Genomic DNA, 24,041 nt, shown 5'->3' with positions numbered 1-24,041 from the left:
CACGACGATACCAGAGTAAAGACAACCCACCCGGAGCTCAGTGACACACCACCCAAGGCCAAGCCAAGCTTCGTCGATAAGCGGCCCACGGGTGTTAAGCATTACGTTGTGCAATCGCGCCGCTAAGAAATGTCGCGAACGAGGTCCATACCGAGTAGGGCGCAAGAACTACCCCGCGCGCGGGGGCTGACTTCCACGCACGGCGGATTAAATCCCCAGTACTTACAGCCAGGGCCCCAGCCCACACAGTGGCCAACTTTTTTCTTGGTGAGCGGAAGAAAACTCCAGTCCAGCCCGCATTTAAAACGAGATTAGCGCCCAAGGCCAGAGCGTCGTTACGCGCTGCCTGCTTATTGTCTTTCTCCAGGTGGTCCGCTACAACCAGCGAGTTCACCACAGCAATATCGGCATATAACGCGGTCCACACAATCGGAAATAGGGCTGCCGGTGGCTGCCAGCTGGGAAGATCAAGGTGTTGATAATTCTTATTTTTCGGATCAGTCAAGACGGACCCCACGGTGGCACACAACGCAACTGCGGCACTAACCGTGCCAAAAACGCGCCTCCAGCGTCGAGTGTCCAACTTTTCGGTGGCCGCAAGCACTGCCTGTTGGAAAGCCTGGTTACCCCCAGAAGGCGTACCGATATAACCCTCAAGGTCGCGTTCTTTCACCACAGTGTCATGCATCAGGCTGCCGATCAGCGGTTTAGCAATACGCGCTTCCACCGGTGTGACCAAAGAAATCCACTGCGAAGCCAGCCCCGGGGTAGCAACCGGTGCTGAAAGAATCAGACGAGGCCCAAGATCTAAGGCTTTGGCGTACTCCTTCATCATGTCTGCGTACTCGAGAGTGTCTGGGCCCCCGATATCAAATGTTCGATTGACATCTTCTGGAAGATCAGCCGCACCTGCTAGGTAGAACATCACGTCGCGCACAGAAATGGGAGTGATGCGGTTGCGGATCCACTTCGGGCCGATCGCTCCAGGAAGCCGCTCCGAAAGGTGGCGCAGCATTTCAAAAGAGACGGAGCCATCGCCAAGTACAACGCCAGCTTGCAGCGCTGCCGTAGGAACAGTGGAATCTAAAAATACCTCTCCGACTGCGACACGGGAAGCCAAGTGTTCTGAGAGGACTTCGCCTTCTGGGTGCAGCCCACCAAGGTAAATGATGCGTTTAACACCCTGGTCTTCGGCGGCAGAGGCGAAAAGTTCTGCCATTTCAATTTCTGCATCTTTAAAATCCTCATCGTCTGACATGGAGTGCACGAGATACCAGGCCACATCAATGCCCTCGAGTGCTGCGTTTAGATCATCGCCCTGGGAAGCATCTCCCTCGTAGACTTCTACCTGCCCGGATCCCGCGCTTTCACCCTCGGGCACAATACGATCGCCCCACTCCATGTCAAGGGCTTTCTTGCGGCTGCGAGACAAAGTCCGCACAGCCCATCCGCGATCAAGCAGCTCTTGGGTCACGTGTCCACCCACGTAGCCAGTGGCACCGGTAACAAGTGCACGGCGCATTTGAGTGTTGTCGGTGGTGCCTTCTTCAAAGTCGGATTGGTGGGAAGATGGAGTGTCTTTGGGCTTATCCATTGCGGATATCCTTTCGGTTGGGTGGTGTCGTGAGTGAAACTCTGCAATAACTCGGGAGCATGCGTGCGACTTCCACCAGGCTACCCTAATTTTTATTAGCTCACTTTTATATAAGTTTGTGGGAAACTAGCCCTATGCGCTCTCGTTCCACAACGCCTGGCAGAGCACCACTGCTGGTCCGCGTCTTTATTCCCGCCACCCTTGGTGCGTTGGGGCTTCTGTTCTCTGCCCAAGTACCGCCAGCGTCACCAGGTTTCTACGTAGCCACCTTCGCCACGGCAGCGATCTGGTTTGTGGCCTGGTGGTTTTACGGTACCCGCGTGGATCTTCGGGGCAGTGTAAGCATAGAAATGGGGCGTGGTGTGGTCATCGGTGCTGCGTTGATAGCCCTCTTCATTGTTGGCGCCTTGGTTGTGCGCTTAATTCCTTTCCTGGCTGGGCCTGTCGACGATTTACTAGACAATATGCGCACCGGCACTGTACTTGTCACACTGCTCACACTTGTGGTCAACGGGATAGGTGAAGAATTGTTCTTCCGTGATGTTGCGCAGCGCGAATTGGAAAAACGCCTCGCTAGGTGGGGTGCAACTATTGCCCAAGTAGGGCTGTACATGGTGGTCACAGCCGCGATGGGGGTTCCACTATTGCTTGTTGCTGCGTTGCTGGTCGGGCTAAGTGCAACATGGGAATCATCCCGCTCTGGCAACCTCATTTCTGCTATTACCCTCCATCTGACATGGAGTGTGGGCATGGCTTTTCTCTTGCCCTTGTTCATTCACTAGGTGCGCAGAAACTAAGCCGTCAATGAGCTCTCGCTTGGCTTACAGGATCGACGCACTCGCCCAATTTTCAGGGCAACCTACTTGGTTCTGCGATCTGCGATCAGGGTGTGAATTCCGCACTATATCCGAGTGGCTTGGTAGGCATCGTTAAAGCTCGCCGAGAACCTCGTCGATACCGTATCTTTTGCCGTCGTCATTAGCGATTGCGTCGCGGAGCTGCTCAAGGCCGTAAGCATCCTCGATCTTTTCCAAAATTGCGGACCGGGCGAAGTCAGACATTGTCACGTTTTTGGATCCGGCGAACTTGCGGACAAGAGTAGCTTCATCGTCGGACATTCGAACAGTCAACGTGTTCATCGGAGGCTCCTTTCAGTTACTTGAGTACATTGTATTCAGGTAGGATGCCTTTCGATAAGGGGAAAGCTCCCTGCTTCGCTTAGTGTCTTTTGACTATTGGCCGTTTTAAGGTAAGCGCACTGGTACTGCGTCTACTCGGGAGTGATCGCTGTCCAACAGATTAGGTTAATATCCTCTGCATCGATTTTTGGCTGGCGGGTAGGTTGTACTGCGGGCGCAAGGTTATTGCGACGAACTACATCAGCCAGAGCTTGAACTTTCTCTTTATTGTTCTGGTCAGATTTGAGCACGTCCCGCACTTGGCGCTGGATCCGAGAGTTGTGAGGAGCCATAAGCCGGTTGGTGATGTCATTTTGGGCATCGCCAAGTTCTGCCCCGTGGTCGCGTAGCAATCCCATTGCTTCATGCATCACTCGAGGAATTTCGGGCCGAGTGTTTGCTGGGTCTGCCTGGAAGTTCCAGTGTTCGCGAATATCTTCCTGCGCGATTTCCCAGGTTGAAAGCGCCGCATCAACCATCTTGTCGTCGAGGTAGCGCTCTTTCGCCCCCGGATCTGCGTGGGAAAGAGCGGAAAGTTTGTCGCGTACGATGTCGGGCTTTAGTTGACCCGTATCATCTATCCACGTCAGTGGTTCCAGAGTGGCTGGATCTAGGGGAAGGTACCGGAACCACGGAGTGGGATGGTCTGCGATTCGGGCGCAGAATACAATGCCAGCTGTATTGCCCGGGCGTTTGAATCCTGAGCCACTGCCCCAGGGAAGATCTTCGATCAGACCGCGCGTGATGGAATTATCCAGCATCTTCTCTAATTGACGGCGGTAGTCTTCGCCTGAAAGGGCAGCGCCTCCGCCACCAGTGGCGAACAGTCCCGCATCTTCGCTACGGAGTTTCTCGATCTGTGTCCGAGTTTCGGTGAAAGTGCCTTCACGGCCCTCAACGCCTGGCAGGACACCCTTGCCTGCACCAAATGACGCATTGGCCAACTTGAGTTTGTTATGAATCCTTTCCTCCAACCCAAGCATCGCATCGAGGTGCTCGTCGGGAAAGAAGCAACGCATGTACACGGTGTCGTGTGGGGAACCGATGCGGTCGATACGGCCATGCCGTTGGACTAGCCGCATAGGGTTCCACGGAAGGTCGTAGTTAATGATATGGCGCGCTTGCTGCAAGTTCATACCTTCAGCAAGAACATCGGTGGTGATTACCAAGTCATACAGGTCTTCGTCGCCTTCTGAACCAGCAGTTTCGGGTGCGAACTTTGCAATCAGTGTGGCACGATTATCCGCGTTCTTTCCGGTGACAGTGAGGATTCTGTCGCGGAAGTCCGCCAACCGCTCATCTAGCGCGACAGCTTGCTGGATCTGATCACTTAAGTATTCAGCAGTGTCTGCGTAGTAGGTGAAGACCAGAACTTTGCGTTTGTTTCTGCGTTCTTGTTGGGTCCGGCCCTCGTGGTCTGCCTCGGCGGCGATAGTAGCGAGTTCTTCGACGAGTTGCTCTATCTTCGGGTCCTCGAGCTTCTCCAGCTCCAAAGCTTGCTCGTGAAGCTTCTTGAGCAAGCCTAAATCTGCTTTGCAGTATTGCTGTAGCCCGTCGACATCGAATCGCACGGCGGGCTGGAAGTTGCCCTCGTCGTAGTCACCATCTGCTAAAAATTCGTGGAGATCGTCGGATTCGCTTGCTCCCCAATCACGGAGCGCGCTTCCTGTGAGCACCACGCCCTTTGCTAGTGCCGCTAGGAACGTGTTATGGCCTTGGATCAGGGTTTCCAGTGTTTTCCGGTAGGCGATCGACGAGGATTCGAAGCGTTTGAGCAGGGCTGAGCGCAGCAGCCCAGCATTTTGCTGTTGGTATGCCTCGTCTTCGGTTTGTTCTTCCACAGAAAAGCGGGAGGGCACATAACGAGCCATGGTGAGCACTTCGCCTGGCGACGCTTCGATGAATCCGGCTTCGGTGGCGCTGTCGTCGACAAGTGCTCCTAAGGCAACGGCGACTGTATCGAAAAGATTGGGCATGGTCGCGTTGAGGTAATAATCCACGCGTAGGACCCGCGGATCGGGGAAGGTGATTGGGCGCTGTTCGCCATTTATCCATACGGTGTCGTTGGCGTAGTGGTTCTTCACAAACCGCCTTGTGCGTCGCACGGCGACTTGGTCGAGGACATCGAAGAGATACTCAGGCGAGAGCTCGTCTGGGTGGAGGTCGATCGCCGTTTTGAAATACTTCTGCAGCGATGGCACACCGACAGACACGAACTGTGCATCGTTGGTGACAAAGTAAGAAATCAGCGTGTATACGTCCCGCAGGCTGTTATTCACCGGAGTTGCGGTAAGCAGCACGATGTCCTTGGGGGATTTACCTTCGACGAGTTGGCGCATTGCTGCTGCGCGGAGGGAACTGGGATTACGAAGGCCGTGTGCCTCATCAACGACAACCATTGCGTAGTCATCCAGGGCTTGAAGCTTGGAGCTAGTTTTACCAGCTGTGTCGATGCTGTTTGATAATTCATCAAAAGAGACCACGTCTGTTTGGAGGTTGTGTTCGCGGAGGAAGGGCTTCCAGGTGGAATCACGCAGTGTTGCTGGGGCGATGATGAGGACTTTTTGGCGGCGCTCCACTATCGCTTCATTGATAATTTCACCAGCGAGGTACGTTTTTCCAAGGCCTACCTCGTCAGCGATGATCACGCCGTGGAGTTCCCGCAGGATACGTCGCGCGCGCCAAGCACCGTCTGCCTGAAACCGGGTAAGGCTTAACGACGACCCATCCCGGTCTTCTTTTTCTTGCTGTAGTTCGTCGTGGTAAAGCTCCCAGAGCATCCGGCCAAAAACGGTCTGTGGTGTGTGTGGCTCCCAGCGGGCCGAGTAGAGGGAGGCTAGGTCATACGGTTCTGCTTCTTCCCAGATTGAGTTGAACCATTCGGTGACTTCCTCGTGGGTATGAGGATCATACTGGCCTAGATTGAGCTCGCGATTGCTCAAAAGCCCCGCTGCTGTGAAATTAGATGACCCGGCGAAGACAGCGTCTGCGGATCGAGAATGCAGAATATAGGCCTTGCCGTGCAGAAAGTCTTTAGTCAGGCGCCGGACTTCGACGCGGGGCGCGCCATTCTCGTTAGTTGAGTTCAACCATTCCACCAGTTCCCTGGCTGTGCGGTCCGCCTCGAAGGAGAACCCGAGGAGGTTGCTGTCCAACCGGAGTTCCTCACCATGCTGTGCGATGGCGTGTTTCTGCTGCGCTGAGAGACGGTTGCGTACCCGCTGGCGACCCTGGGCCCGGCCATGCAGTGGTTTTACAAAGGGGGCATTGTCAGGTTCAGCTCCAAGCAGCAGGCGCACGTGGGACATTGCGCCTAGCGGTTCCTTCAACGCCTGAAAACCTCCAGGGTTGAAGTAAGCGGAGGCGATGTCCATGGACGGGGGTTCTTTGAGTTCCGCGATTTGGACGTTGAGGTGCCGTGCGAGAGTGCCACCGACCGTCATCTGCCTGGCCGAGTCGTTTGTCAGAAAAGTAGGGCGCTTGTCAGTCATGGTTAGTCTTCCAATGCCTCGAAGTATTCGAGCGTTCGGGCTAGATCGTCCTCATAGTCCCACCCGATGTGGAACGTGTGGAACAACACTTTCAGCTGGTCTGCTGTGAGGCCATAGAGCTTGGCCACGATCGCATCATTCTCCGCAATCAGTGCAGATTTCACAGCAGCATCATTTGCTGTAGCTACACCGACTCCCACCGCAGCTGCCCACTCAGTGAAGCGGTCATCTACTGCCGCTAAACGCCCTGAATTCTCAATCAGTCTGGTCTCGAGAACACCGGTGGGGTCCATTTCGGGGACGGGGAGCGAATTCAGAATTCCTAGGGAGACTTTGTTCTCGATAACTCTTCTCGCGTTCCAATCGAATGGTCTACTGCTCAAGACTCCCAGAAGTAATGCTTCTTGCATGGGGTCACCAGTGCGATTGAAAAGATAGGGCGCTTTCTCTACCAGGGCTACATCCCCTGGGAGGAGGCAGACGAGGAACGTGCGAGTGTCAGTCGCGCGCGCAACATCCCGAAAAGCGATCCGCGGATGTGCAAGCGGTAGCGTGTTGGGGTCTTGTGCCCAGCCTGGTGAGAATCCGCTGAAAGCTCCGTCTTGGCGTTGGATTTGCCTTATCCTGCGGGTTTGTAGGAAGTCCTCAATCTCTTTTCTCCACGCCTTAGCGTAGAGATCCCCCGTTCCCGGCGTCCATATGTTGAACGATCGTCCTGTCCAGATTTCGAGGTCTCGTGGCGAGTTCTCGATGTCGAAGTCGTAGTACTTCTTCTGGGCTGTTGTGTCCAATTCACGTACGAAACGGAAATCGTGGGAGATCGGGGCTTCCTTGAACGTGGGCGATTTCCGCATTTGCAGGAAGACATCGGACGCCTCAGGAGAAGGCACCAAAGGCACAGTCAAGTTGTCGGACCACGAGGCAAAGTCCTCCTCAGGGACATCAACACCGGGGTAGTTATCCCGGGCTTGGGCCTGCTCAAAATTGTCAAGGTTGTGGTACGGGCCGTGGAATCGGAAACGATCACCGCCGCCACGTTCAACAGTTGTGAGTGCGACCGTTGTGCGACCTGTTACGCCTTCAAAGACCCACTCGTTTGTGTTTACCAAGACGCAGATATCTTCGAAGGAGCCGTCGTTAAGCACTGCTCGTCGCCACGACTCGGTGCCAGCGCCGGACAGCGCCGCGCGGGGGACGACAACCCCGATGCGACCATCGTTACGGAGGATATCCCAATCCCTCCAGCAAAAAACCTTGTAAAGGTCCTGATCGCCGGAGCCGATGGGGTAGGGAAGCTTCTTCATCAAGTCCCGCAAATTGTCGGTGCGCTCTAGCTCCTCAGCGAAATTGTGGGCCAAGTCAGGCCGATCCTCTTTTGCTTTCTCAATAGCAGCGTTCTTGTCCTTTTGTGACATGCTGCGCAAACCAGGAATACGGATAGTCCACCAGGTATGTTCTTCAAGCTTGATCTTCTCCCACGGAGGATTACCCAAGACGACATCAAAACCGGGATTATCGCGCATCATCACTTCAGGGAACACCAGCGGAAGATGCAGCCGCCTCTGGCCTTCCAAAACTTCCAAAGGGCCACTGTCCAGGGTGAAGTCTTCATCCTCAAGATTAAAACCTGCCATATTGTTAGTGGTGAGATCCAAAGAGACGGCGAGAGACCAATCGAAAATTGAACGTAAGTGTTCCAGCTCATTCCAGATCGCGTCGTATTCCTCTTGAGCCTGCTTAACCTGAGCGATCGTGCCTTCGGAAGCCATCCCGAGCTTGCGCAGACGGTTGCCTGCCGATGTGAGTGCAGGTTCGATGTAATTCCGGGCGAAAGAGAACTGCGTGCCTTGATCCGGGTTGTTCAGATCCTCTGCGGTGTTGGGATCGAGGATCTCCACGACCTCCTCGTGGTGGGCAATGCCAATCAGTGCGTTGCCGTTGACAAGGCGCTGGCCGAGTGATGCCATCGGAAGGCCAGGGACGAAGGTGCGGATCCAGATAGCAAGGCGGGCAAGCTCCACCGCCATGAGGTTGAGGTCGATACCGTAGATACAACGCCGGGCGACTTGGCGGTTGAGAATGCGGTCGAAACTAATATCGACCGACGACGATTGGCTCGCTTGCATCTGCTCGGAGATACCAACGGCGTCGAGGGCATCGAGTGCCTGATTGCGTAGAGTCTCCAGTTCCCGAGAGACAGACGGAAGCTCATTGTTGGTTAAGAAATCGAGGAAAGCAGCACCGATCCGGTCAACGGCTGCGACAAGGAAATGCGCAGAGCCCATGGAAGGGTCGATGACGCGGAAGTCAAAAAGCATCTCGCCGACCTTTTCCGTCGGCTCACCCGCGTCCAACGCAGCTTTGACCTTAGCCAGATGCCTCTCCAACACCGGCTCAAGGGCATTGTCTAAGAGGTAATCAACAGCAAAGCTCGGGGTGAAATAAGAACCCGTCGCTTTCCTCTCGCCAGAGGCGGAGTGGAAGTAGATCGCTCCCTTCTTCACAGCAGCCTCCTGCGTGCCATCGGGGGCCGGGACATACACGCCCTTCGTCTTACCCTTCTCCGATACAACCAGGTCCTGGGCTGCAATACTCAGCTCAGATTCCAATAGACCCTCGTACAGAGTTCCAAACGCGGTGACATCAAGACTGCGGAAATCAACAGGGCCACGCTCCCCCGAGGATTCGTCGACAAGCAATGCCGAAAGCACAGGCTGCATGAAACTATTCGGAACACGCAGCTGACCGGACCAAGGGTTCTGTGGATCAGGGCCTTCCGGGCGGAACAGGCCGCCGTTATACGCAGGTACATTTAGTTGCGGGTTGCCTTGGTCGATAGCGGACCAAAGAACTTCCATCTGATCCCACAACTCGAACCCGGACGGATTATTGAACGCTTGCGGGTTCTCCGTAAGCTGACGGGCCAAACGGGTGATAGACACCTTGCGGTAGGACGCCGAGAGCGCGTAGGGCAGAAGGCCTTCGTCCTCGGCGTAGGCGACGAAAATGAGGCGGAAGAGGATCACCAAACTCCGGTGGTACGCGTGCTGCAATTCGTCCTGCGACTGAGCGCGAAGTGCCGTAGCAACACCTACCGACAAACCAGGAACCACGTCTGCGTAAACGCGTTCCTTCAGCCGGTCGATGAGATTAACAGCATGATTCTTCGAACTTTCCAGGATCTTGTCCGCAGAGCCTTCCGGCGCAAGCGACTCCGGGGTGAAAAGCAAGGTGAGGTAGCCGGCATCCTTAGGTTCCAGCTGCGCGAGGTCAAGCTGTAAATAACGGTCAGTCAAGGTTCCGCCGGCAACAGGTTGCGTCGGCTGGGTCGGGTACAGTCGGACGCGCTTGCCGCTTTGGACAATCACCCACGCAACGCCTTGCTCACGTGCGGTGGCCTGGGCAAGTCTTACCGGGGACTCCGAATTGAAACGGCTGAGCTGCTGATCAAAGCGCTCATGCCGTTCAAGCAGCGCGGCAACAGCCCGATTCGTACCATCCGCTTTAAGATACGTTAAAGAATTAGGGCCCTGCTCCAATGTAAAGCCCAGACGGGAAAATAGATCACGGCCCTCAAAAGAAAGATACTGCGCCCCTTTGGCGCAGGATTCCTCCCAATCTGGCCGACGCGGCACGCCGTGGGACAGCTCGTGGTTCGTGAACAAACCAGCGTTAATTAGAGCTGGAGCCGTATGCCCATCACGCAAGTTGCCCAGCATTTCCTGGGCACGCAGGATTGCGTTGTTAGGTTCTGTTTGAGCAAGCGTGGCCGCAAAGACATTCTCAGCGTGCCTAGGAGACAGGTCGTAGACAGGGGCATCAGTCTGGGTAGGCCCAGTGATGGCCACCTTCGTGCCCTCCTCATCCCCGTAAAGCACTGCAACAAGAAACCCGGCGGCACTTCGGCCAAGCGTCTTCCACAATTTCTCCATATTGTCGCGAGATGGGCGTGTCGCGGTTGCCGCATAAGCAGCCTCCACGGGCAGTGGCCCCTGGCTCTGAAAATTGGAGAACCGCCACTTGAGGTCGAAGTTGGATGCCCATACTGCATCAACGTTGTGCGCGGCGGGGTTGAACGCCCACTCAGTCTCGGAAATATTCGAGTTGTTCTCAAGAACCTCGCTGAGAAAATCCTCGACGAGACTTGGATCTGGGCGCATTGTGACCTCCCTGGAAGAAAACCTTGTATCGGTAAATGTACAGGGAATTTGCGCGAAATTGGACTTAAGCCACGGGCCTAGTCTTGGAGGCTAAACCCGTGGCTTAGAACAGGCGGATCCGAGGTCTACGCCGCGTCACCTCGCAGGTCATCACTAATCTTCTGGTTCACGAAAACCCGGAACCTCTTGATTAGATCCTCGTCTTGAAGCGCCGCCTCTACAGTCTTTTCGATATTTGCTGGGATCACCTCCTTTGCATATTCCCGGAACGCGGTCTTTGGAGGTCGATGTTGCGGATGAATGTCCTTTGGCAACATTTGGTCTCGAACATAGTCGAGAACCTCGACGCTGTAGTAGCGTCCAGCCCGCAGGGAGACGTCCTTCGCTGCCCAATCCCGAGGCACCAAAAGGAGCGGTTTGCCATTGAGAATGGGTAACCAGAAGTCCTTACGCTTCCACTGGTGGTCCGAGAGATCCCAAACCTCCAGACTAAGCTGCCCCGTCTGCTTTCCCTTCAGAGCGGGGAATTCTCCCATCATGTGCAGTGTGAACTCCGCCAGAACTTCACGGATGATCGCGGTAGTCATATCGGACATCCGATCAGCAGCAAAGCCCCGCAAGAAAAGAGGAAGGCACGCAATGTCAGCCAGCATGCCCACTCGGATAAGAAAGTCGAGGTTCTCGGAGAGTTCTTCCCAGAGCATCTCCGCATAGAAACGCCCGGATCCTTTCCCCGATGTGCTGCGTCGGCTGAACCCAAGTCGAGTTTCAGCTGGCTCGTGGAGACGCAACAGAGCACGAAAGGCCTTGGTTTTTTCGTCATTGTTTTCGCTGATCACGCCTTCTAGAAGGGTGCGGGAAAAATCTGCGATTAGATTCGAAGCCCTCTGCGCGAGTTGGCATTGGTCAGCTAGATACTGAACCCGTGCGGGATCGAGAAAAAGCCTGGTATCTCGGCCTGGGTCAACATCGACGAACGGCAATCCGTCCGGCGACAGGTTGTAAATTTTGGATAGTTTGGACATTTCTGTCCTTTCTCCGCCGACATTCGGCAAAAACCAAAATGAAACAACTCAATGGATGTACACTCGGTGACGAACTCGTTTGAGTTTTCATCAGTCGCCTCCTTCGGCGGTTGTTGGGAAGGGTGACCCGCTCCTCCTCCAAGATTCGTGGGTCACCCTTCTTGCGTTCCCAGAGATCTTTCTCTAGGGAGCCTCGTTTTGAGAACTCAGACATCACTCTACTGGACGTGACCTTCTTTGACGTGAGTGGAATTACATCACTGTTACTTAAATGATTGCCTTACCAGCGGATTTTAAGATTGAGTACATAAATAAGGCTTCGGCCCTGCCTATAGGAGTGATGTAAATCATATTTTTAGAATGATCTGTGGATAACTAAATCTAATTGTCCACAAGATTTGGGTATCATTGCGTGGGTTATCCATAAGCCGATCAATTGGATGACGTTCTCCGTCAACCAGCCACTCTGCCAATTCGGTGTTTAAGCGGTACCCTCGACTTTGCGCGTCTCCTAGGGGTGGGAGACCATCAACCCGGGGGACGTGTCTTCTTGCTCCTGTGTGCGGTTTTGTTGAAAGACAAGGTCAACCGCACCACGGTGCGGTTGATTCCTGCGCGCAGGAGTCTCAACCCACGACAAGGAGAAAGGAGGACCGAAATGCCAGGTGTTTCTAAACGTCCAGAGCACAGCTCTGACAACGGAAAGAAACGGACCCACCCAGCAAGAGCATTCGCTGAGCGGGTCCTGGCCGGAGTAGCATCCAAGTTTCTTGTGGATTTGATCCACAAGATCTGGAACTGGATGACCTCCTAGGTCAACTGAGGGGATCACGTGTTGGTAGCACGTGGTTCCCTCGTTTTGTTGAAGTGCCTGTCGACACACCCACAGCCTAACAGAGCCAGTCGAAAATACCACCGGAATATATGTGCCACATCGCGGCCAGCGAGTTTGTGTTGGTTTGGTGTGAAATATCGACTAAGCGTGCTCTGCCCACAATCTTTATGGACATTATATCTCTGTTCGAGTGCAGCTGGTAACGATTTGTCAAGCGACTCCAGGTTTTATCCCCACCAATCACGAGGAGCATCATGTGGTGGTTTCTCATTGAGTGCCTGCAGTGCCACGATCGGCAGACGGTTTCACGCGTGATCCTGCGGGTTTGGGAATCGGCTGTAACTCCTCCCGTGAACACGAGTGCACGTGGCGGTGGCCGCCGGGGAGTGCGTTGATACGCGACGAGTGGGTAAAACACCTCGAAACAAGCACGGAGATAGCGGAAGTCTAGGCTTGCGCTCTAAGTGCACTTTCAAGGAAAAAGGTTTAAGTGCTCTGCTGTTTATGCCAGGCATCGATCCCGCCACGCAGGCTTACCAAACCGGTAATACCGCGTTGTTCAAGGGCTGCTACCGCTTGTGCGGAGCGCACGCCACCGGCGCACTGCACGACGATTGGCTCCTTGGCAACAACCTCGTCGGGGGTGAAACCATCTAAGATCCGGCTGAGGGGCACATTGATCGCGCCGGGAATATGGAAAAGCTCGAACTCGGCAGGTTCGCGCACGTCGATAATGGTGGCACCGGCGGGAATGGCCTCTACCTCGTCGACTACAGGGGTGTCGCTTGCCTGGCGTGGGGGTGCCTGGTGGAGGATTTGCTCGGTGATCGCCGGATCCGGGGTGACCGGGATGTACTCCCATCGCCCGGACAAAGAATCGTAGTAGCCGAGCGTGCCGACGAGCGGCTCACCAACCCCCATGATGATCTTTAGCGCCTCCATCGCCATTGCGGACCCTGTCACACCCACCACCGGGCCGAGCACACCTGCCTGGGCACACGATGGCACCACGCCAGGGGCTGGTGGGGTGGGGAAGAGGTCCTCGTACACCGGGCCACGTCCGGCCCAGAAGACTGAAAGCTGGGACTCGTAACCCAAAATGGAGGCCCACACGTGAGGCACACCCAATCGGGCCGCTGCGTGGGAGGCGATGTGGCGGGTGTCAAAGTTATCGGCGCCGTCGAGGATGATGTCTACACCTGCCAAGATCTCCTCAGCGTTGTCCCATGTCAGGCGCTGCTCGAGCGGGATAAGTTCAACATCGGGATTCAGTGCTGCTACTGCCTGAGCTGACGAGGTGACCTTTGGGGCACCGATCCGGTCGGTGGTGTGAATCACCTGCCGGTGCAGGTTCGACAGATCAACCACGTCATCGTCGATAAGCGTAATCCTGCCCACACCAGCCCCTGCCAGATACAGCAAAGCAGGGGACCCCAGACCACCTGCACCAATCACCGCTACATGCGCATCGGACAGTTTCTGCTGCGCAGCAGCGCCGGTCAGGGTGATTTGGCGGCGGTAACGCGCGGTATCCATCAGTCCAACCCCACCCAATGCGTAGCACCGTCGATAAGCTCCTGCTCCTTCCAGATCGGCACCTCAGCCTTGACCCGATCAGCCAACTCCGAGCAGGCCGCGAAAGCATCACCACGATGCGCTGCGGCCGCGAGCACTAAAAACGCACCCTCGCCAATCGGGATGGGGCCGGTCCGGTGCGCCGTCCACACACGCACGTTGGGGTGCTTATCGACGATCTCTTGAGCCACGCGCCTTATTTCATCATCTGCGGACGGGTGGCAGCTGTAGCTCAAGGAAGCCACACGCTGGCCACCATCATGGTCGCGCACCACACCCTCAAAAGTAACCAGCGCACCCATCGCACGCGTCATTGTTGCCTCGCGCGCAGCAGGCATGAGATCCTCTAGGCGCTGCTGCGTCATGAACGCGTCAATGACCTTGCCGGTCTGCTCGGCAACATAGGCCGGGTCCTGCACGGGCTTAGTGCTCATGTTTTCCTTCCAACATCTCGCTGATGTGCACCAACAGCGGTTCCAATACGGCGCAACCATCTTTGACACCACCGCGGGAACCAGGCAACGTCATCACAAATGTCTGCCCTGTCACACCCGCGACGGCGCGGGAGATCACCGCTGTTGGCACATTTTTCATTCCTTCATTCCAAAACGCATAAACAATGCCAGGAATTTCCCGCTCAATATAGGGGGTGACATGTTCGACCGTGCGATCATCCGGAGTGATCCCCGTACCACCCGAGGTAAGAATCACATTCGGTAGCTCAGAACGCGAAAAAACCTCGTCGATAGTTGCCTTCATATCTTTGTCCGCCACCACGAGCGCATCCGGGGTGTCATAGCCCTGCGAGCGTAAAAACTCCACGGCAATGGGGCCCGACTTGTCCTCATACACCCCCTGAGAGGCACGTGTCGACGAGACAATCACTAAACCAGTACGCATACGATCAACTCCTAAAGTTCATACACCATCACGCGCCCGCCGGCCTGGATGGTTGAAGACATGGGCACCCGGATTAAACAATCAGCAGGCACGGCCTGGGAAATCAGGTGCGAACCCGCCCCACCTACCGGGGTTGCGTGCACCCGAGCCCCTTCGAGGCGCAGTTGGCCGCGCAGGAACTGGTCGCGGCCAGGCAAACCGGTGACCTCCTCGGTCAGCACCGCTTCCACCGCTTCGGGGGCCTGGCCCAACACCGGTGCAACATACAGCCGGAAACTCACCAGGGTAGACACCGGGTTACCGGGCAAACAGATCACAGGGGTAGAGCTGATCGTCGATAAGCCCTGCGGGCCACCGGGCTGCTGGTCCACATGCCCAAACCAGTCGGCAGGCTCAAGCACCTGGCGGATCACCTCGAACTTACCCGCACTAATACCGCCGGAGGTCACAATCGCATCAGGGGAATATGTGGCCACTGCCTGTTCAAGATCGCGCGTGAGCGCTGCCGGGTCATCATTAGTGCGCACATGGCCTACCACCTCCATGCCGTGATGGTGGGCCATCACCTGCATAAGCGGGGCATTCGCATCGGGGATGACGGCAGCGCCACTATCGCTCGTGCCAGCCGTACCGATTCCCGTACCGATTTCCGCGCCACCAGTCACAGTGACCAGGCGCGCCGGGCGGGTGACCTCCACTTCAGTGATGGACTGGCTGGCAAGCGTGGCCACCACCGGCGCAGTCACTGTCGTGCCCGCCGGAACGATCGTGGCACCCGCCTGAATATCAGAGCCGCGCTGCCGCACGAACTGGCCGTGTGGGGTGGGCGGGACCCGAATAAATTCACCCTCCGCGGCGAAGATGCCCGGGGTGCAATGCTCCACCGGTACGATCGCTGCGGTGCCGTGCGGGACCTTCGCGCCGGTCATGATCGGTACTATCGCGTTAGTAATCCCCTCGGGATACACCACGTCCGGGTCTGTACCAGCGGGAATCGTGGCACCCACGCGAAATTGACCCGGCGTGGCAGCCACATGCTCCACAGACAGCGCGTAACCATCCATTTGCGAGTTATCAAAGCGCGGTGAATCAAACTGCGCAGCAACATCCGCCGAGCTCACAGCCTTCGCACGTGCGGCTTCAACCAACGGAAGGGTCACTGTTGGGCGCGTGCCAACAAGCTTTTGGACCGCCGCAAGGTGTTGTTCCGGTGTGCGCGACATCAGGGATTCATGCCTTTCTTTTTCGACCCACAGTTAAGACAATGCTACCGGGAATAAACAGGGCTGGATTTTGCAAGCAAGTATTGCCATAGTGGGTGCTGATATGAACATTCACTATTTCGCTGCCGCGCGTGCTGCCGCTGGAGTTGATCAGGAAAGCTTGGGCGGCACGTTTTCTACGCTTAACGACGTGTTAACCCACGCTGCCAAGCTTCATTCCGGTACTACCGACGCTGGCATGACCTTGGCCGAAGTGTTCGAGCGCTGTACATTCTTAATCGATGGGTGCCGCGCTGAAGGTGACGCCTCCGTGGCAGGAGCCACCCGCGTGGACGTGCTGCCACCCTTTGCCGGGGGGTAGCGTGCAAGTTCGCTCACGGGAATAAAATGTTGTATCGGGGGAAGGATATGCAGGATTCAAAAGATCTGCCAAGACAAACAAGCGCAGCCACTGTGCGAAAGTATTTGCTGATTTCGGCAGGGATCTTATCGGCGGGGTTTGTTGGGTCCTGTGCTTTGATGCTGTGGTTAACCGATATCGGCTTTGTTCATTTCACTACCCAGTTTTTGCGCTACGTCGTTCCTGGTCTTACCCCGGTCGTAGCAGCCTTAGCGTTGTATTCCACATTCATGTCACTGGACCAAAAACGCGACACGGATGAAAGAAATCGCTACTACTCTCAGCTCCAATGGGCGATCGACAAAGTCGAAAAAGCAGATGATCCCGAAACTAAGGCACAAATGGTTGGATTTGTCACCGCAATTCTTCAATCACGATTGATAGCAGAGGAAGAAAGGCCCTTTGCTGAAAAAGTAGGGAACTATGTTGCGTTCGTAGAAAACGACATCAGGCGGGAAATAGAAAATAAGCTCGCAGAGCAGGATCGGGCATCGCGTGAAGTCGAACATAGAGGTAGACTGACATCAAGCCTGATAAAACTTTGGAGGAGGGGTTCACGTTGACTATGTCTACATGGCGCAGCCACCATCGCACGATGAGCGGTGACAAGGTGACCCTGGCAGAACTTCAGAGGGCTTTGGAGTCGGTCCAGCGTTCCCACCGAGAGGCTAAAGAATTTCTCGACAGCCGATACCCAGACCGGGTTGCGGGAGCCACGAGTGGTGGCGAGACTCACCCTTAGGTGCCCTGCACCGCATCCCATGCGTCGATCAGCTTTTGGGTTTCTTCTTCCGTGGTTACCGTAATCCGCAGGCCTTCCGGGAAGGCGCGAGTGAGCACGCCGTGGCTGGCTAACTTCGCTGCCAGATACTGCGCATCAACCCCGGGCAGCCACACAAAGTTAGCCTGGGAGTGTTGCGCGCCGACATGATCGGCAACCTGATCACGAATCCTCACGGTTTCCTCAGTGCGCTCCAGCAGCTCATCAGCCGCATTCAAGCTGGCCACCGCCCCTGCCTGCGCAACGGCGTTCACACCGAAGGGGATGGCCACCTTATTCAAAGCCGCAATGATCTCAGCAGCCCCAAACGCGTAGCCCACACGCACACCCGCCAGCCCATACGCCTTCGAAAAGGTTCGCAAGCCCACCACGTTCGGGTACTGCTCAATTGCCTCAGTTGCCACACAAGTGTCCTTAGCCCGGTTGAACTCAAAGTAGGCCTCGTCCAGGCCCACCATCACGCTGGCAGGCACCTTGGACATAAAAGAGTCGAACTCATCCTGATTAATCACCTGGCCAGAGGGATTGTTCGGATTACAGAGGAAGATCAGCGAGGTATGGTCGTCGATAAGCGATGCCATCGTGTCAAGGTCATGCTTACCGTTGTCCAGCAGGGGGACAGCGCGGGCTTGGGCCCCAACGACCTGCGCGAAAATGGGGTAGGCCTCGAAGCTGCGCCACGGGAAGATCACATTGCTTTCCGACGTCGACGTGATCTGCACCAACTGTTGGCACAAAGCGGAGCTGCCGTTGCCCACCGCGACCTGGTCGACGCTCACGTTGAGGTGTTCGGCCAGAGCCTCTTTAAGCTGGCTAGCGCCCATATCGGGATAGCGGTTCGCACCAGCGGCTGCCTCCGCCATCGCCTGGGCGGCAGAATCAAGCGGCGGAGTGGCCACCTCGTTGGAGCTTAATTTCAGGGCGGTGTCATTGCGCTTGCCGGGCACGTAGCCGGGGATGGTGTCTAGGTCTGGGCGAATCATGCGTGCAAGTCTAGTGCAGGCCTAATGTAGGCCGGTAGGCTGTGAACCGTGATGAAATTTCGGCCTGTGATTTGGGCCTGTGGTTGAGGTTCGGTAGTATTCTACAAGGCTATGGAGATGTGCCAGAGTGGCCGATTGGGGCTCCCTGCTAAGGAGTTGTCCGTTCACGCGGACCGCAGGTTCAAATCCTGTCATCTCCGCCATGCGCCCGTAGCTCAACGGATAGAGCACTTGACTACGGATCAAGAGGTTGGGGGTTCGAATCCCTCCGGGCGCACCAATTGAAACTCCAGGTTAGGTGGCTATAAAGTCGCACACCTGGAGTTTCTGCGTTTCGGGATAGAAAGACGAACCCCGAACCTCAGATTAGTGTTATCTATGGCACTGTAATTAGGCAGAATAAGATCACGTGGACTCATAGAATAGAAGTCATGTCTACCGCACAGCCATCGTCACCAATGCGCGTTAACCGTCGAGGCAGCGCAACCCGCAAGCCCCCAGCGCTGCAGCGGGCTCAAGGCGCTCGCTTTTCGAGGAAGCAAATCATAGGGTTTGTCCTCGGTATCGTCTTATTTGCCATCCCACTTGTGGTGGATATTCCGAATCTGGCTGAGCCCGGCGAGCGGATGCTGTCTATTTTTCTGCTGGCCATCGTGTTTTGGGTCCTCGAACCCGTTCCGCTGACCGCAACCGCTGTGCTAGTGATTTTCCTCGAAGTATTGATGGTCTCCGAGGGTGCGATTACAGACCCCACCGGCGGGGATCCCGCACTAGCAGACAACATCATCCCAGCTGCAGACTACTTCGCCGCACTGGCAAACCCAGTGATCATCCTGTTTTTGGGTGGCTTCATGATCGCCGACGGCGCGGCAAAATACGGCTTGGACAAGAACCTCGCCGCGGTGATGCTGAAGCCATTTCCGAACAAAGCGCGTCTGATTGTGCTGGGCATGATGATCATTACCGCACTGCTGTCGATGTTTATGTCCAATACCGCAACCACCGCTACTATGTTCGCGGTGGTTGCGCCGTTGCTGAAAATGCTGCCAGCAGGTAAAGCGCGAGCTGGTGTCGCCCTTTCCATCCCGCTAGCCGCCAACGTCGGTGGTATCGGTACCCCGGTGGGCACCCCGCCCAACGCCATCGCCATTGGTGCGCTGCAAGATCAAGGCATTTCCATTTCCTTCGTGGAGTGGATGATCATGGCCGTCCCGTTCATGCTGGTTGTGCTCGTATTTTCGTGGGTATTTCTGTGCCTGGTGTTCATCCCGGCAGACGCAGAGCTCAACATCGACATGACATCGAAGTGGAACACCTCCGGTTCAGCCGTCACCTTTTACGTTGTCGCGGGCCTGACGATCCTGCTGTGGATGACAGAGCCGCTGCACGGCATCTCCTCTAATATTGTGGGCTTCTTCCCAGTGGTCACACTACTGTGTCTGCAGGTGATGAAGGGTGAAGACATTAAGAAGCTGGACTGGCCGGTGCTGTGGCTGGTCTCCGGTGGTATCGCGCTGGGAACCGGAGTGGGCGCAACCGGCCTGGACGAGTGGCTGGTTGGCTCAGTTGATTGGGCATCCATGGGTGGGTTGGCCATCATCGCGATGCTGGGGGCGATCGGTTTTGGCTTGGCCAACGTGATCTCACACTCCGCGGCAGCCAACTTGCTGGTGCCGCTGGCGGTATCACTGGCGATGTCGCTCGATGGTATCGACCCGATCACGGCGGCAGTCATAGTTGCCATCGCAACCTCGCTGGGTATGTCCATGCCGATCTCCACTCCGCCGAATGCGATTGCCTACGCTACTGGCGAAATCAAGATCGGCCAGATGGCCTTGGTTGGCCTAGTCGTCGGAACGCTTGCCACCATCCTGCTGGTGCTTGTCATGCCGTCGTACTGGCAGCTCATAGGCGTGGTGGGATAAATGGTCCCCCATTCCACACTGGCGATCATCGGCAAATCCGACGCCTCCGTCGCTGTGCGCAGCGCCGTACATAAACGGCTCGGGCACATGCACACTGTCATCAGCCCAAACAGCCTCAACGACCTCATGGCCGACGACGCTCACCCAGACTGGTTGGCCAACCTCGCCCTCGTCACGGTCACGGTGCACGACGATGGCCTGGCTGCCGATCATCCGCTGGTGAACTTCATCAAAGATAAACGTTTTGACCATGTGCGCATCGTCGTGTTCACCACCGCCCCCAATGTGGCCGGCCTCGACATGCTGACCAACCTCGGCCGGCTCGACATGCTGATTTACCTCGGTGAAATTAAAGAAGGCGCACTGATTCACAACCTGCGCCACCAGCTACGTCGCTACTGGCACACCAGAGCTGCCACCGAATCAGCGCTGCGGGGAACGTACGAAGAACCCGAAAACTTCATCCTGAACCAAGACCTCGATGATAAGGAGATTATCGACGAAATCATCACAGTTGCCGACGAGCACTTGGGCTATCAGCCACGCATCACCATGCCCGCCGGAACCTACCTGACTCGCGAAAATGACACCGTCGAAGAAATCATCTTCGTGCTGTCCGGCACCGTGCGCCTCCAACGATTGACCGAGCAAGGCCCGAAGACAATGCACCACGCCTCTACCGGCAACGTCATCGGCCTGCTAGCGCTGTCCAACTCCATGGTGTCGTTTTTCACCGCACGCACGTCTAGCGAAGTGGTCGTTGTCCAGCTGCCAGTCGAACAACTCAACTATCTCATCAAAAAGGAGCCCTACCTCGCTCGCGTGCTCACCACACTGGTGGTGCAGTCCTACGATCGTCGCCTGCGCCGCGCCGAACACCTTCAGATTGAACAGTTTGAGCTGAAACGCCACGTCGAAACACAGCGCGCCAACCTCGAAGAAGCGCTGAATAATCTCGAGAGCGCCCGCCAAGAACTCATGGCGCAAGCCCGGTTCGCCTCCCTGGGCGAACTTGCCGCAGGTGTGGCACACGAACTCAACAACCCACTCGCCGCCATCGAAAGAACCGCAGAGCACCTTTACGACGACATCACTAACCTGATGCGCGAGACAAAGAACCGCAAATCGGTGGACAGTGCCCTCACAGCGATGCAGGCAGCCAAGAATTCTTCGTCGATAAGCACAAAAAATGCCCGGCAGCTACGCAATACCTTCGCCGAAATCACCGGAGACCGGGCCTTGGCCCAACGTCTGGTGCTCTCCGGCGTGCGTGACCCTGACTATGTCACAGAGGTTGCCAAATCGCGCCGGGTGAATTTTGACGCGGTGGAAAATGCGGCCGGCATCGGCACCAGCTTGCGCAACCTCAGTACAGCCTCGACACGGCTGACACAGCTGGTGGCGTCGCTGCGCTCCTATGCGCGCCCCGATGGCGACCCCATCTCTGACGTCGACGTGCACCAAGGCATCGACGACACCATCGACCTCATGAATCACAAACTGGGCACCATTGAGATCGTCCGCGACTACGCTGACCTGCCGAAAATCACTTGCACGCCCGGTGAGCTGGCCCAGGTGTGGACCAACCTGATTGCTAACTCGGCGGAAGCAATCACCGACTCAAATACAGGTTCAAAAATCACAATCCGCACGTCGCAGCCCCGTGATGGGTGGATCCAAGTGGAGATTTGTGACGACGGGCCAGGGATCCCCGAGGACAAAATGGCCCGAATTTTTGAACCTAAATTTACAACAAAACAAGGTCAAGTCCGGTTCGGCATGGGCATCGGCCTTGGTGTATGCCGCTCCATCGTGAGCAAACACCACGGCACCATCCAGCTAGAATCGGCGTTAGAAGGTGGCACGCGGGCGATCGTTGGGCTGCCTCTCGACGGGCCACACGCACTCCAGGAGGACTAAATGAAACTGGCACTACTGATCCTCGAAGACGAGACAGAGGTCCGCAACGCCATCGAGCGCGACCTGCTTCCGTTCGCCGACACCATCCGCATCGAACCCGCCTCTGACGTGGATGACGCGTGGGAGGTTGTCGAAGAGATAGACAACGACGGAGACGTGCTTGCCTTAGCGCTATGCGACCACCGCATGCCCGGCACCACCGGCGTGGAATTCCTCATCCAAATGATGAACGATGACCGCACCGCAGCCACCCGCAAAGTGCTGGTCACAGGCCAGGCGCAGCTAGAAGACACTGTGCGTGCCGTCAATGAAGCGGGTCTCGACCACTATGTGGCTAAACCGTGGAAGGTGGAGGAGCTGCACGCCATCGTGCGTGAACAGCTGACCAACTACGTCGAAGAGATGGGTATTGACCCGCTTCCGCACTACGCGGCGCTGGACTCGCAGCGTGCCATGGAGCTGTCGCGCGACCTATAGCTGCTTTGGCCTATCCTTACCGGGGATCCTTACCGAGGATCGTCTGCGGGGGCGAACCCCGCGGGGACTCGTGGAATGGTAGGGTTCCGCGGATTGGGTATAGAGAGGTCGAACCATGGCAGCTACGAACGCCGCACACGCCGCACACGCCACAAGCATTGACGCCCTGGTCAAAGAAGTTACGCGTGTCAACGGAAACGCTGACCCCGAGGAGCTGACCCAGCTGCAAGAACAGCTCGAGCAGCTGCGTATCAGTGACCTCATCCGCATTGTGGAGCGCACCAACGCTAACCGCGGTGCGATGGTGATGCGCCTGCTTAACCGCGCGCGATTCCTGGCCGTGTTCGACGCTTTGGACCCGAACCACCAGGCAGATATCGTGCAAGCGCTCGGTTCCGAGGCGACTGCCGAGTACTTTGACCAGTTAGGCCCGGAGGATCGGGCGCAACTTCTCGACGAACTACCCGCCGAAATCGCCGAAGAAATGCTGCTTGCCCTCGACCCGGACGAGAAAGACGCCACATTTACCGTCCTCGGGTATGAAAAGGGCACTGTGGGCCGTTACATGTCTCCTGAGGTGCCTGACATTTACCCCGAGTACACCGTCGACGAGGCCCTCACCTTGCTCCGCGAGATCGCCGACGAAGTGGAAACCATTTACACACTTCCGGTTGTCGAACATGACCGTAAACTGGTTGGCGTTACTTCGCTGAAGCGATTGTTTACCGCACAGGGTTCGCAGACAGTGGGTGAGCTTATCGACGACCCCGTTTTTGCTTACGCAACCGATGATGCGGAGGAAACCGTTCGCTGGTTCTTGCCCTTGGATCTGCTGGCGATGCCAGTGGTGGATGAATCTGACCGGCTTGTCGGCATGTTTACCTTCGACGACGCACACGACATTCAAGAACGCGAGGACTCAGAAGACTCTGCGCGTTCCGGTGCCTCAGAGCCTTTGAACCGCCCGTACTTATCCACGCCGGTGCTGGCCCTAGTGCGCTCACGCATCGTGTGGCTGGCTGTACTGGCTGTCTCAGCCCTGCTCACCGTCCAAGTGTTGGATACCTTTGAATCCACCCTGGAAAAGGCGGTGGTGCTCTCGCTGTTTATCCCGTTGTTGACAGGCACCGGTGGAAACACAGGAAACCAGGCGGCTACTACGGTGACGCGTTCGTTGGCATTGGGCGATGTGCGCAGACGTGACATCGCGCAGGTGATGTGGCGTGAGGTGCGCGTCGGCCTGGTGCTGGGCACCGCGCTGGGGGTAGCCGGATTCCTCTTGGCCTGGGCGGTGTACGGGCTACCGATCGGTATCGTGATCGGCTCGACGTTGGTGCTGGTGTGTACCATGTCTGCCACGGTGGGCGGGGCCATGCCAATCATCGCCAAGACTGTCGGGGCTGACCCGGCCGTGTTCTCGAACCCTTTCATCACCACTTTTTGCGACGCAGCAGGGCTAATTATCTACTTCCTCATTGCGAAGTCTGTCCTGGGCCTCTAGCCAAATGCGGTAGCGCCACCTAACTAGGCGATGTTTTATTGTGCGAGAAGCCCCAATTAGGGGGTGAATTTGA

General features: G+C 56.3%; 18 protein-coding genes and 2 tRNA genes. 10 read left to right on the top strand and 10 right to left on the bottom strand.

Going from position 1 to position 24,041, the window contains the following annotated elements; all coding sequences use genetic code 11:
• Positions 1 to 94: 94 nt before the first annotated feature.
• Complete coding sequence (locus CKV99_RS11630) at positions 95 to 1,594, bottom strand: tryptophan-rich sensory protein (protein ID WP_231910028.1); 1,500 nt, start codon at positions 1,592 to 1,594, stop codon at positions 95 to 97.
• Between the two features lie 134 nt (positions 1,595 to 1,728).
• On the opposite strand from CKV99_RS11630, the gene CKV99_RS11625 reads away from it, so the two are divergent.
• Entirely contained in the window at positions 1,729 to 2,376 is a 648-nt protein-coding gene (locus CKV99_RS11625) for a CPBP family glutamic-type intramembrane protease (protein WP_092258957.1), read from the top strand.
• 147 nt (positions 2,377 to 2,523) lie between these two features.
• Here the strand turns inward: CKV99_RS11625 and relB are convergent, their stop codons facing one another.
• The 4 genes from relB to CKV99_RS11605 all read right to left on the bottom strand — a co-directional run bounded on the left by relB (position 2,524) and on the right by CKV99_RS11605 (position 11,448).
• Positions 2,524 to 2,733, bottom strand: coding sequence for a type II toxin-antitoxin system RelB family antitoxin (relB, locus tag CKV99_RS11620; RefSeq protein WP_169872638.1), 210 nt, complete (start codon positions 2,731 to 2,733; stop codon positions 2,524 to 2,526).
• Between the two features lie 131 nt (positions 2,734 to 2,864).
• Entirely contained in the window at positions 2,865 to 6,263 is a 3,399-nt protein-coding gene (locus tag CKV99_RS11615) for a helicase-related protein (protein ID WP_197697188.1), read from the bottom strand.
• A gap of 2 nt (positions 6,264 to 6,265) precedes the next feature.
• Complete coding sequence (locus CKV99_RS11610) at positions 6,266 to 10,423, bottom strand: Eco57I restriction-modification methylase domain-containing protein (protein WP_092258963.1); 4,158 nt, start codon at positions 10,421 to 10,423, stop codon at positions 6,266 to 6,268.
• 125 nt (positions 10,424 to 10,548) lie between these two features.
• A complete protein-coding gene (locus tag CKV99_RS11605) occupies positions 10,549 to 11,448 on the bottom strand; it encodes a hypothetical protein (protein WP_092258965.1) in 900 nt (299 codons plus the stop codon).
• Between the two features lie 658 nt (positions 11,449 to 12,106).
• Between CKV99_RS11605 and CKV99_RS14355 the strand changes: the two genes are divergently transcribed.
• Positions 12,107 to 12,262, top strand: coding sequence for a hypothetical protein (locus CKV99_RS14355; RefSeq protein ID WP_157728451.1), 156 nt, complete (start codon positions 12,107 to 12,109; stop codon positions 12,260 to 12,262).
• 507 nt (positions 12,263 to 12,769) lie between these two features.
• Here the strand turns inward: CKV99_RS14355 and CKV99_RS11595 are convergent.
• The 4 genes from CKV99_RS11595 to CKV99_RS11580 are packed head-to-tail and all read right to left on the bottom strand — an operon-like array spanning position 12,770 to position 15,981.
• A complete protein-coding gene (locus tag CKV99_RS11595; protein WP_092258971.1) occupies positions 12,770 to 13,819 on the bottom strand; it encodes a ThiF family adenylyltransferase in 1,050 nt (349 codons plus the stop codon).
• The gene (locus CKV99_RS11590) at positions 13,819 to 14,292 is read right to left on the bottom strand and encodes a molybdopterin synthase catalytic subunit (protein WP_092258974.1); all 474 of its coding nucleotides are present in this window, start codon (positions 14,290 to 14,292) and stop codon (positions 13,819 to 13,821) included. The genes CKV99_RS11595 and CKV99_RS11590 overlap by 1 nt, the downstream gene beginning before the upstream one ends.
• On the bottom strand, positions 14,282 to 14,758 hold the full coding sequence (locus CKV99_RS11585) for a MogA/MoaB family molybdenum cofactor biosynthesis protein (RefSeq protein ID WP_092258977.1): 477 nt from the start codon (positions 14,756 to 14,758) through the stop codon (positions 14,282 to 14,284). The genes CKV99_RS11590 and CKV99_RS11585 overlap by 11 nt, the downstream gene beginning before the upstream one ends.
• An 11-nt stretch (positions 14,759 to 14,769) precedes the next feature.
• Positions 14,770 to 15,981: a molybdopterin molybdotransferase MoeA gene (locus CKV99_RS11580; RefSeq protein WP_092258980.1), complete on the bottom strand. Its 1,212-nt coding sequence runs from the start codon at positions 15,979 to 15,981 to the stop codon at positions 14,770 to 14,772.
• Between the two features lie 103 nt (positions 15,982 to 16,084).
• Between CKV99_RS11580 and CKV99_RS11575 the strand changes: the two genes are divergently transcribed.
• Positions 16,085 to 16,342 carry a MoaD/ThiS family protein gene (locus CKV99_RS11575; RefSeq protein ID WP_092259268.1) on the top strand — a complete coding sequence of 86 codons (258 nt, stop codon included), beginning with the start codon at positions 16,085 to 16,087 and terminating at the stop codon, positions 16,340 to 16,342.
• 47 nt (positions 16,343 to 16,389) lie between these two features.
• The gene (locus CKV99_RS11570) at positions 16,390 to 16,944 is read left to right on the top strand and encodes a hypothetical protein (RefSeq protein WP_092258983.1); all 555 of its coding nucleotides are present in this window, start codon (positions 16,390 to 16,392) and stop codon (positions 16,942 to 16,944) included.
• 175 nt (positions 16,945 to 17,119) lie between these two features.
• On the opposite strand, the gene CKV99_RS11565 is transcribed toward CKV99_RS11570, so the two are convergent.
• Positions 17,120 to 18,145 (bottom strand): histidinol-phosphate transaminase, encoded by a 1,026-nt coding sequence (locus CKV99_RS11565; protein WP_092258986.1) that lies wholly within the window; start codon positions 18,143 to 18,145, stop codon positions 17,120 to 17,122.
• Positions 18,146 to 18,258: 113 nt separating this feature from the next.
• Between CKV99_RS11565 and CKV99_RS11560 the strand changes: the two genes are divergently transcribed.
• From CKV99_RS11560 to mgtE, 6 genes are all read left to right on the top strand, one after another.
• Positions 18,259 to 18,348, top strand: a tRNA-Ser gene (locus CKV99_RS11560).
• Position 18,349: 1 nt separating this feature from the next.
• Positions 18,350 to 18,425, top strand: a tRNA-Arg gene (locus CKV99_RS11555).
• Between the two features lie 151 nt (positions 18,426 to 18,576).
• Positions 18,577 to 20,070 carry an SLC13 family permease gene (locus CKV99_RS11550; RefSeq protein WP_092258989.1) on the top strand — a complete coding sequence of 498 codons (1,494 nt, stop codon included), beginning with the start codon at positions 18,577 to 18,579 and terminating at the stop codon, positions 20,068 to 20,070.
• Positions 20,071 to 21,990: an ATP-binding protein gene (locus tag CKV99_RS11545; protein ID WP_092258992.1), complete on the top strand. Its 1,920-nt coding sequence runs from the start codon at positions 20,071 to 20,073 to the stop codon at positions 21,988 to 21,990.
• Complete coding sequence (locus CKV99_RS11540) at positions 21,991 to 22,467, top strand: response regulator (protein WP_092258995.1); 477 nt, start codon at positions 21,991 to 21,993, stop codon at positions 22,465 to 22,467.
• Positions 22,468 to 22,582: 115 nt separating this feature from the next.
• Entirely contained in the window at positions 22,583 to 23,968 is a 1,386-nt protein-coding gene (gene mgtE / locus CKV99_RS11535; RefSeq protein WP_092258998.1) for a magnesium transporter, read from the top strand.
• Positions 23,969 to 24,041 lie beyond the last annotated feature (73 nt).

It is taken from the genome of Corynebacterium cystitidis (assembly GCF_900187295.1).
GTDB classification, from domain to species: domain Bacteria; phylum Actinomycetota; class Actinomycetes; order Mycobacteriales; family Mycobacteriaceae; genus Corynebacterium; species Corynebacterium cystitidis.
This window is presented reverse-complemented; position numbering and strand designations above follow the sequence as displayed.

Bases quoted from the DNA above. Each gene is read 5' to 3' on its own strand.
- CKV99_RS11630 (WP_231910028.1), bottom strand. From the start codon at position 1,594: ATGGATAAGCCCAAAGACACTCCATCTTCCCACCAATCCGACTTTGAA.
- CKV99_RS11625 (WP_092258957.1), top strand. From the start codon at position 1,729: ATGCGCTCTCGTTCCACAACGCCTGGCAGAGCACCACTGCTGGTCCGC.
- relB (WP_169872638.1), bottom strand. From the start codon at position 2,733: ATGAACACGTTGACTGTTCGAATGTCCGACGATGAAGCTACTCTTGTC.
- CKV99_RS11615 (WP_197697188.1), bottom strand. From the start codon at position 6,263: ATGACTGACAAGCGCCCTACTTTTCTGACAAACGACTCGGCCAGGCAG.
- CKV99_RS11610 (WP_092258963.1), bottom strand. From the start codon at position 10,423: ATGCGCCCAGATCCAAGTCTCGTCGAGGATTTTCTCAGCGAGGTTCTT.
- CKV99_RS11605 (WP_092258965.1), bottom strand. From the start codon at position 11,448: ATGTCCAAACTATCCAAAATTTACAACCTGTCGCCGGACGGATTGCCG.
- CKV99_RS14355 (WP_157728451.1), top strand. From the start codon at position 12,107: ATGCCAGGTGTTTCTAAACGTCCAGAGCACAGCTCTGACAACGGAAAG.
- CKV99_RS11595 (WP_092258971.1), bottom strand. From the start codon at position 13,819: ATGGATACCGCGCGTTACCGCCGCCAAATCACCCTGACCGGCGCTGCT.
- CKV99_RS11590 (WP_092258974.1), bottom strand. From the start codon at position 14,292: ATGAGCACTAAGCCCGTGCAGGACCCGGCCTATGTTGCCGAGCAGACC.
- CKV99_RS11585 (WP_092258977.1), bottom strand. From the start codon at position 14,758: ATGCGTACTGGTTTAGTGATTGTCTCGTCGACACGTGCCTCTCAGGGG.
- CKV99_RS11580 (WP_092258980.1), bottom strand. From the start codon at position 15,981: ATGTCGCGCACACCGGAACAACACCTTGCGGCGGTCCAAAAGCTTGTT.
- CKV99_RS11575 (WP_092259268.1), top strand. From the start codon at position 16,085: ATGAACATTCACTATTTCGCTGCCGCGCGTGCTGCCGCTGGAGTTGAT.
- CKV99_RS11570 (WP_092258983.1), top strand. From the start codon at position 16,390: ATGCAGGATTCAAAAGATCTGCCAAGACAAACAAGCGCAGCCACTGTG.
- CKV99_RS11565 (WP_092258986.1), bottom strand. From the start codon at position 18,145: ATGATTCGCCCAGACCTAGACACCATCCCCGGCTACGTGCCCGGCAAG.
- CKV99_RS11550 (WP_092258989.1), top strand. From the start codon at position 18,577: ATGTCTACCGCACAGCCATCGTCACCAATGCGCGTTAACCGTCGAGGC.
- CKV99_RS11545 (WP_092258992.1), top strand. From the start codon at position 20,071: ATGGTCCCCCATTCCACACTGGCGATCATCGGCAAATCCGACGCCTCC.
- CKV99_RS11540 (WP_092258995.1), top strand. From the start codon at position 21,991: ATGAAACTGGCACTACTGATCCTCGAAGACGAGACAGAGGTCCGCAAC.
- mgtE (WP_092258998.1), top strand. From the start codon at position 22,583: ATGGCAGCTACGAACGCCGCACACGCCGCACACGCCACAAGCATTGAC.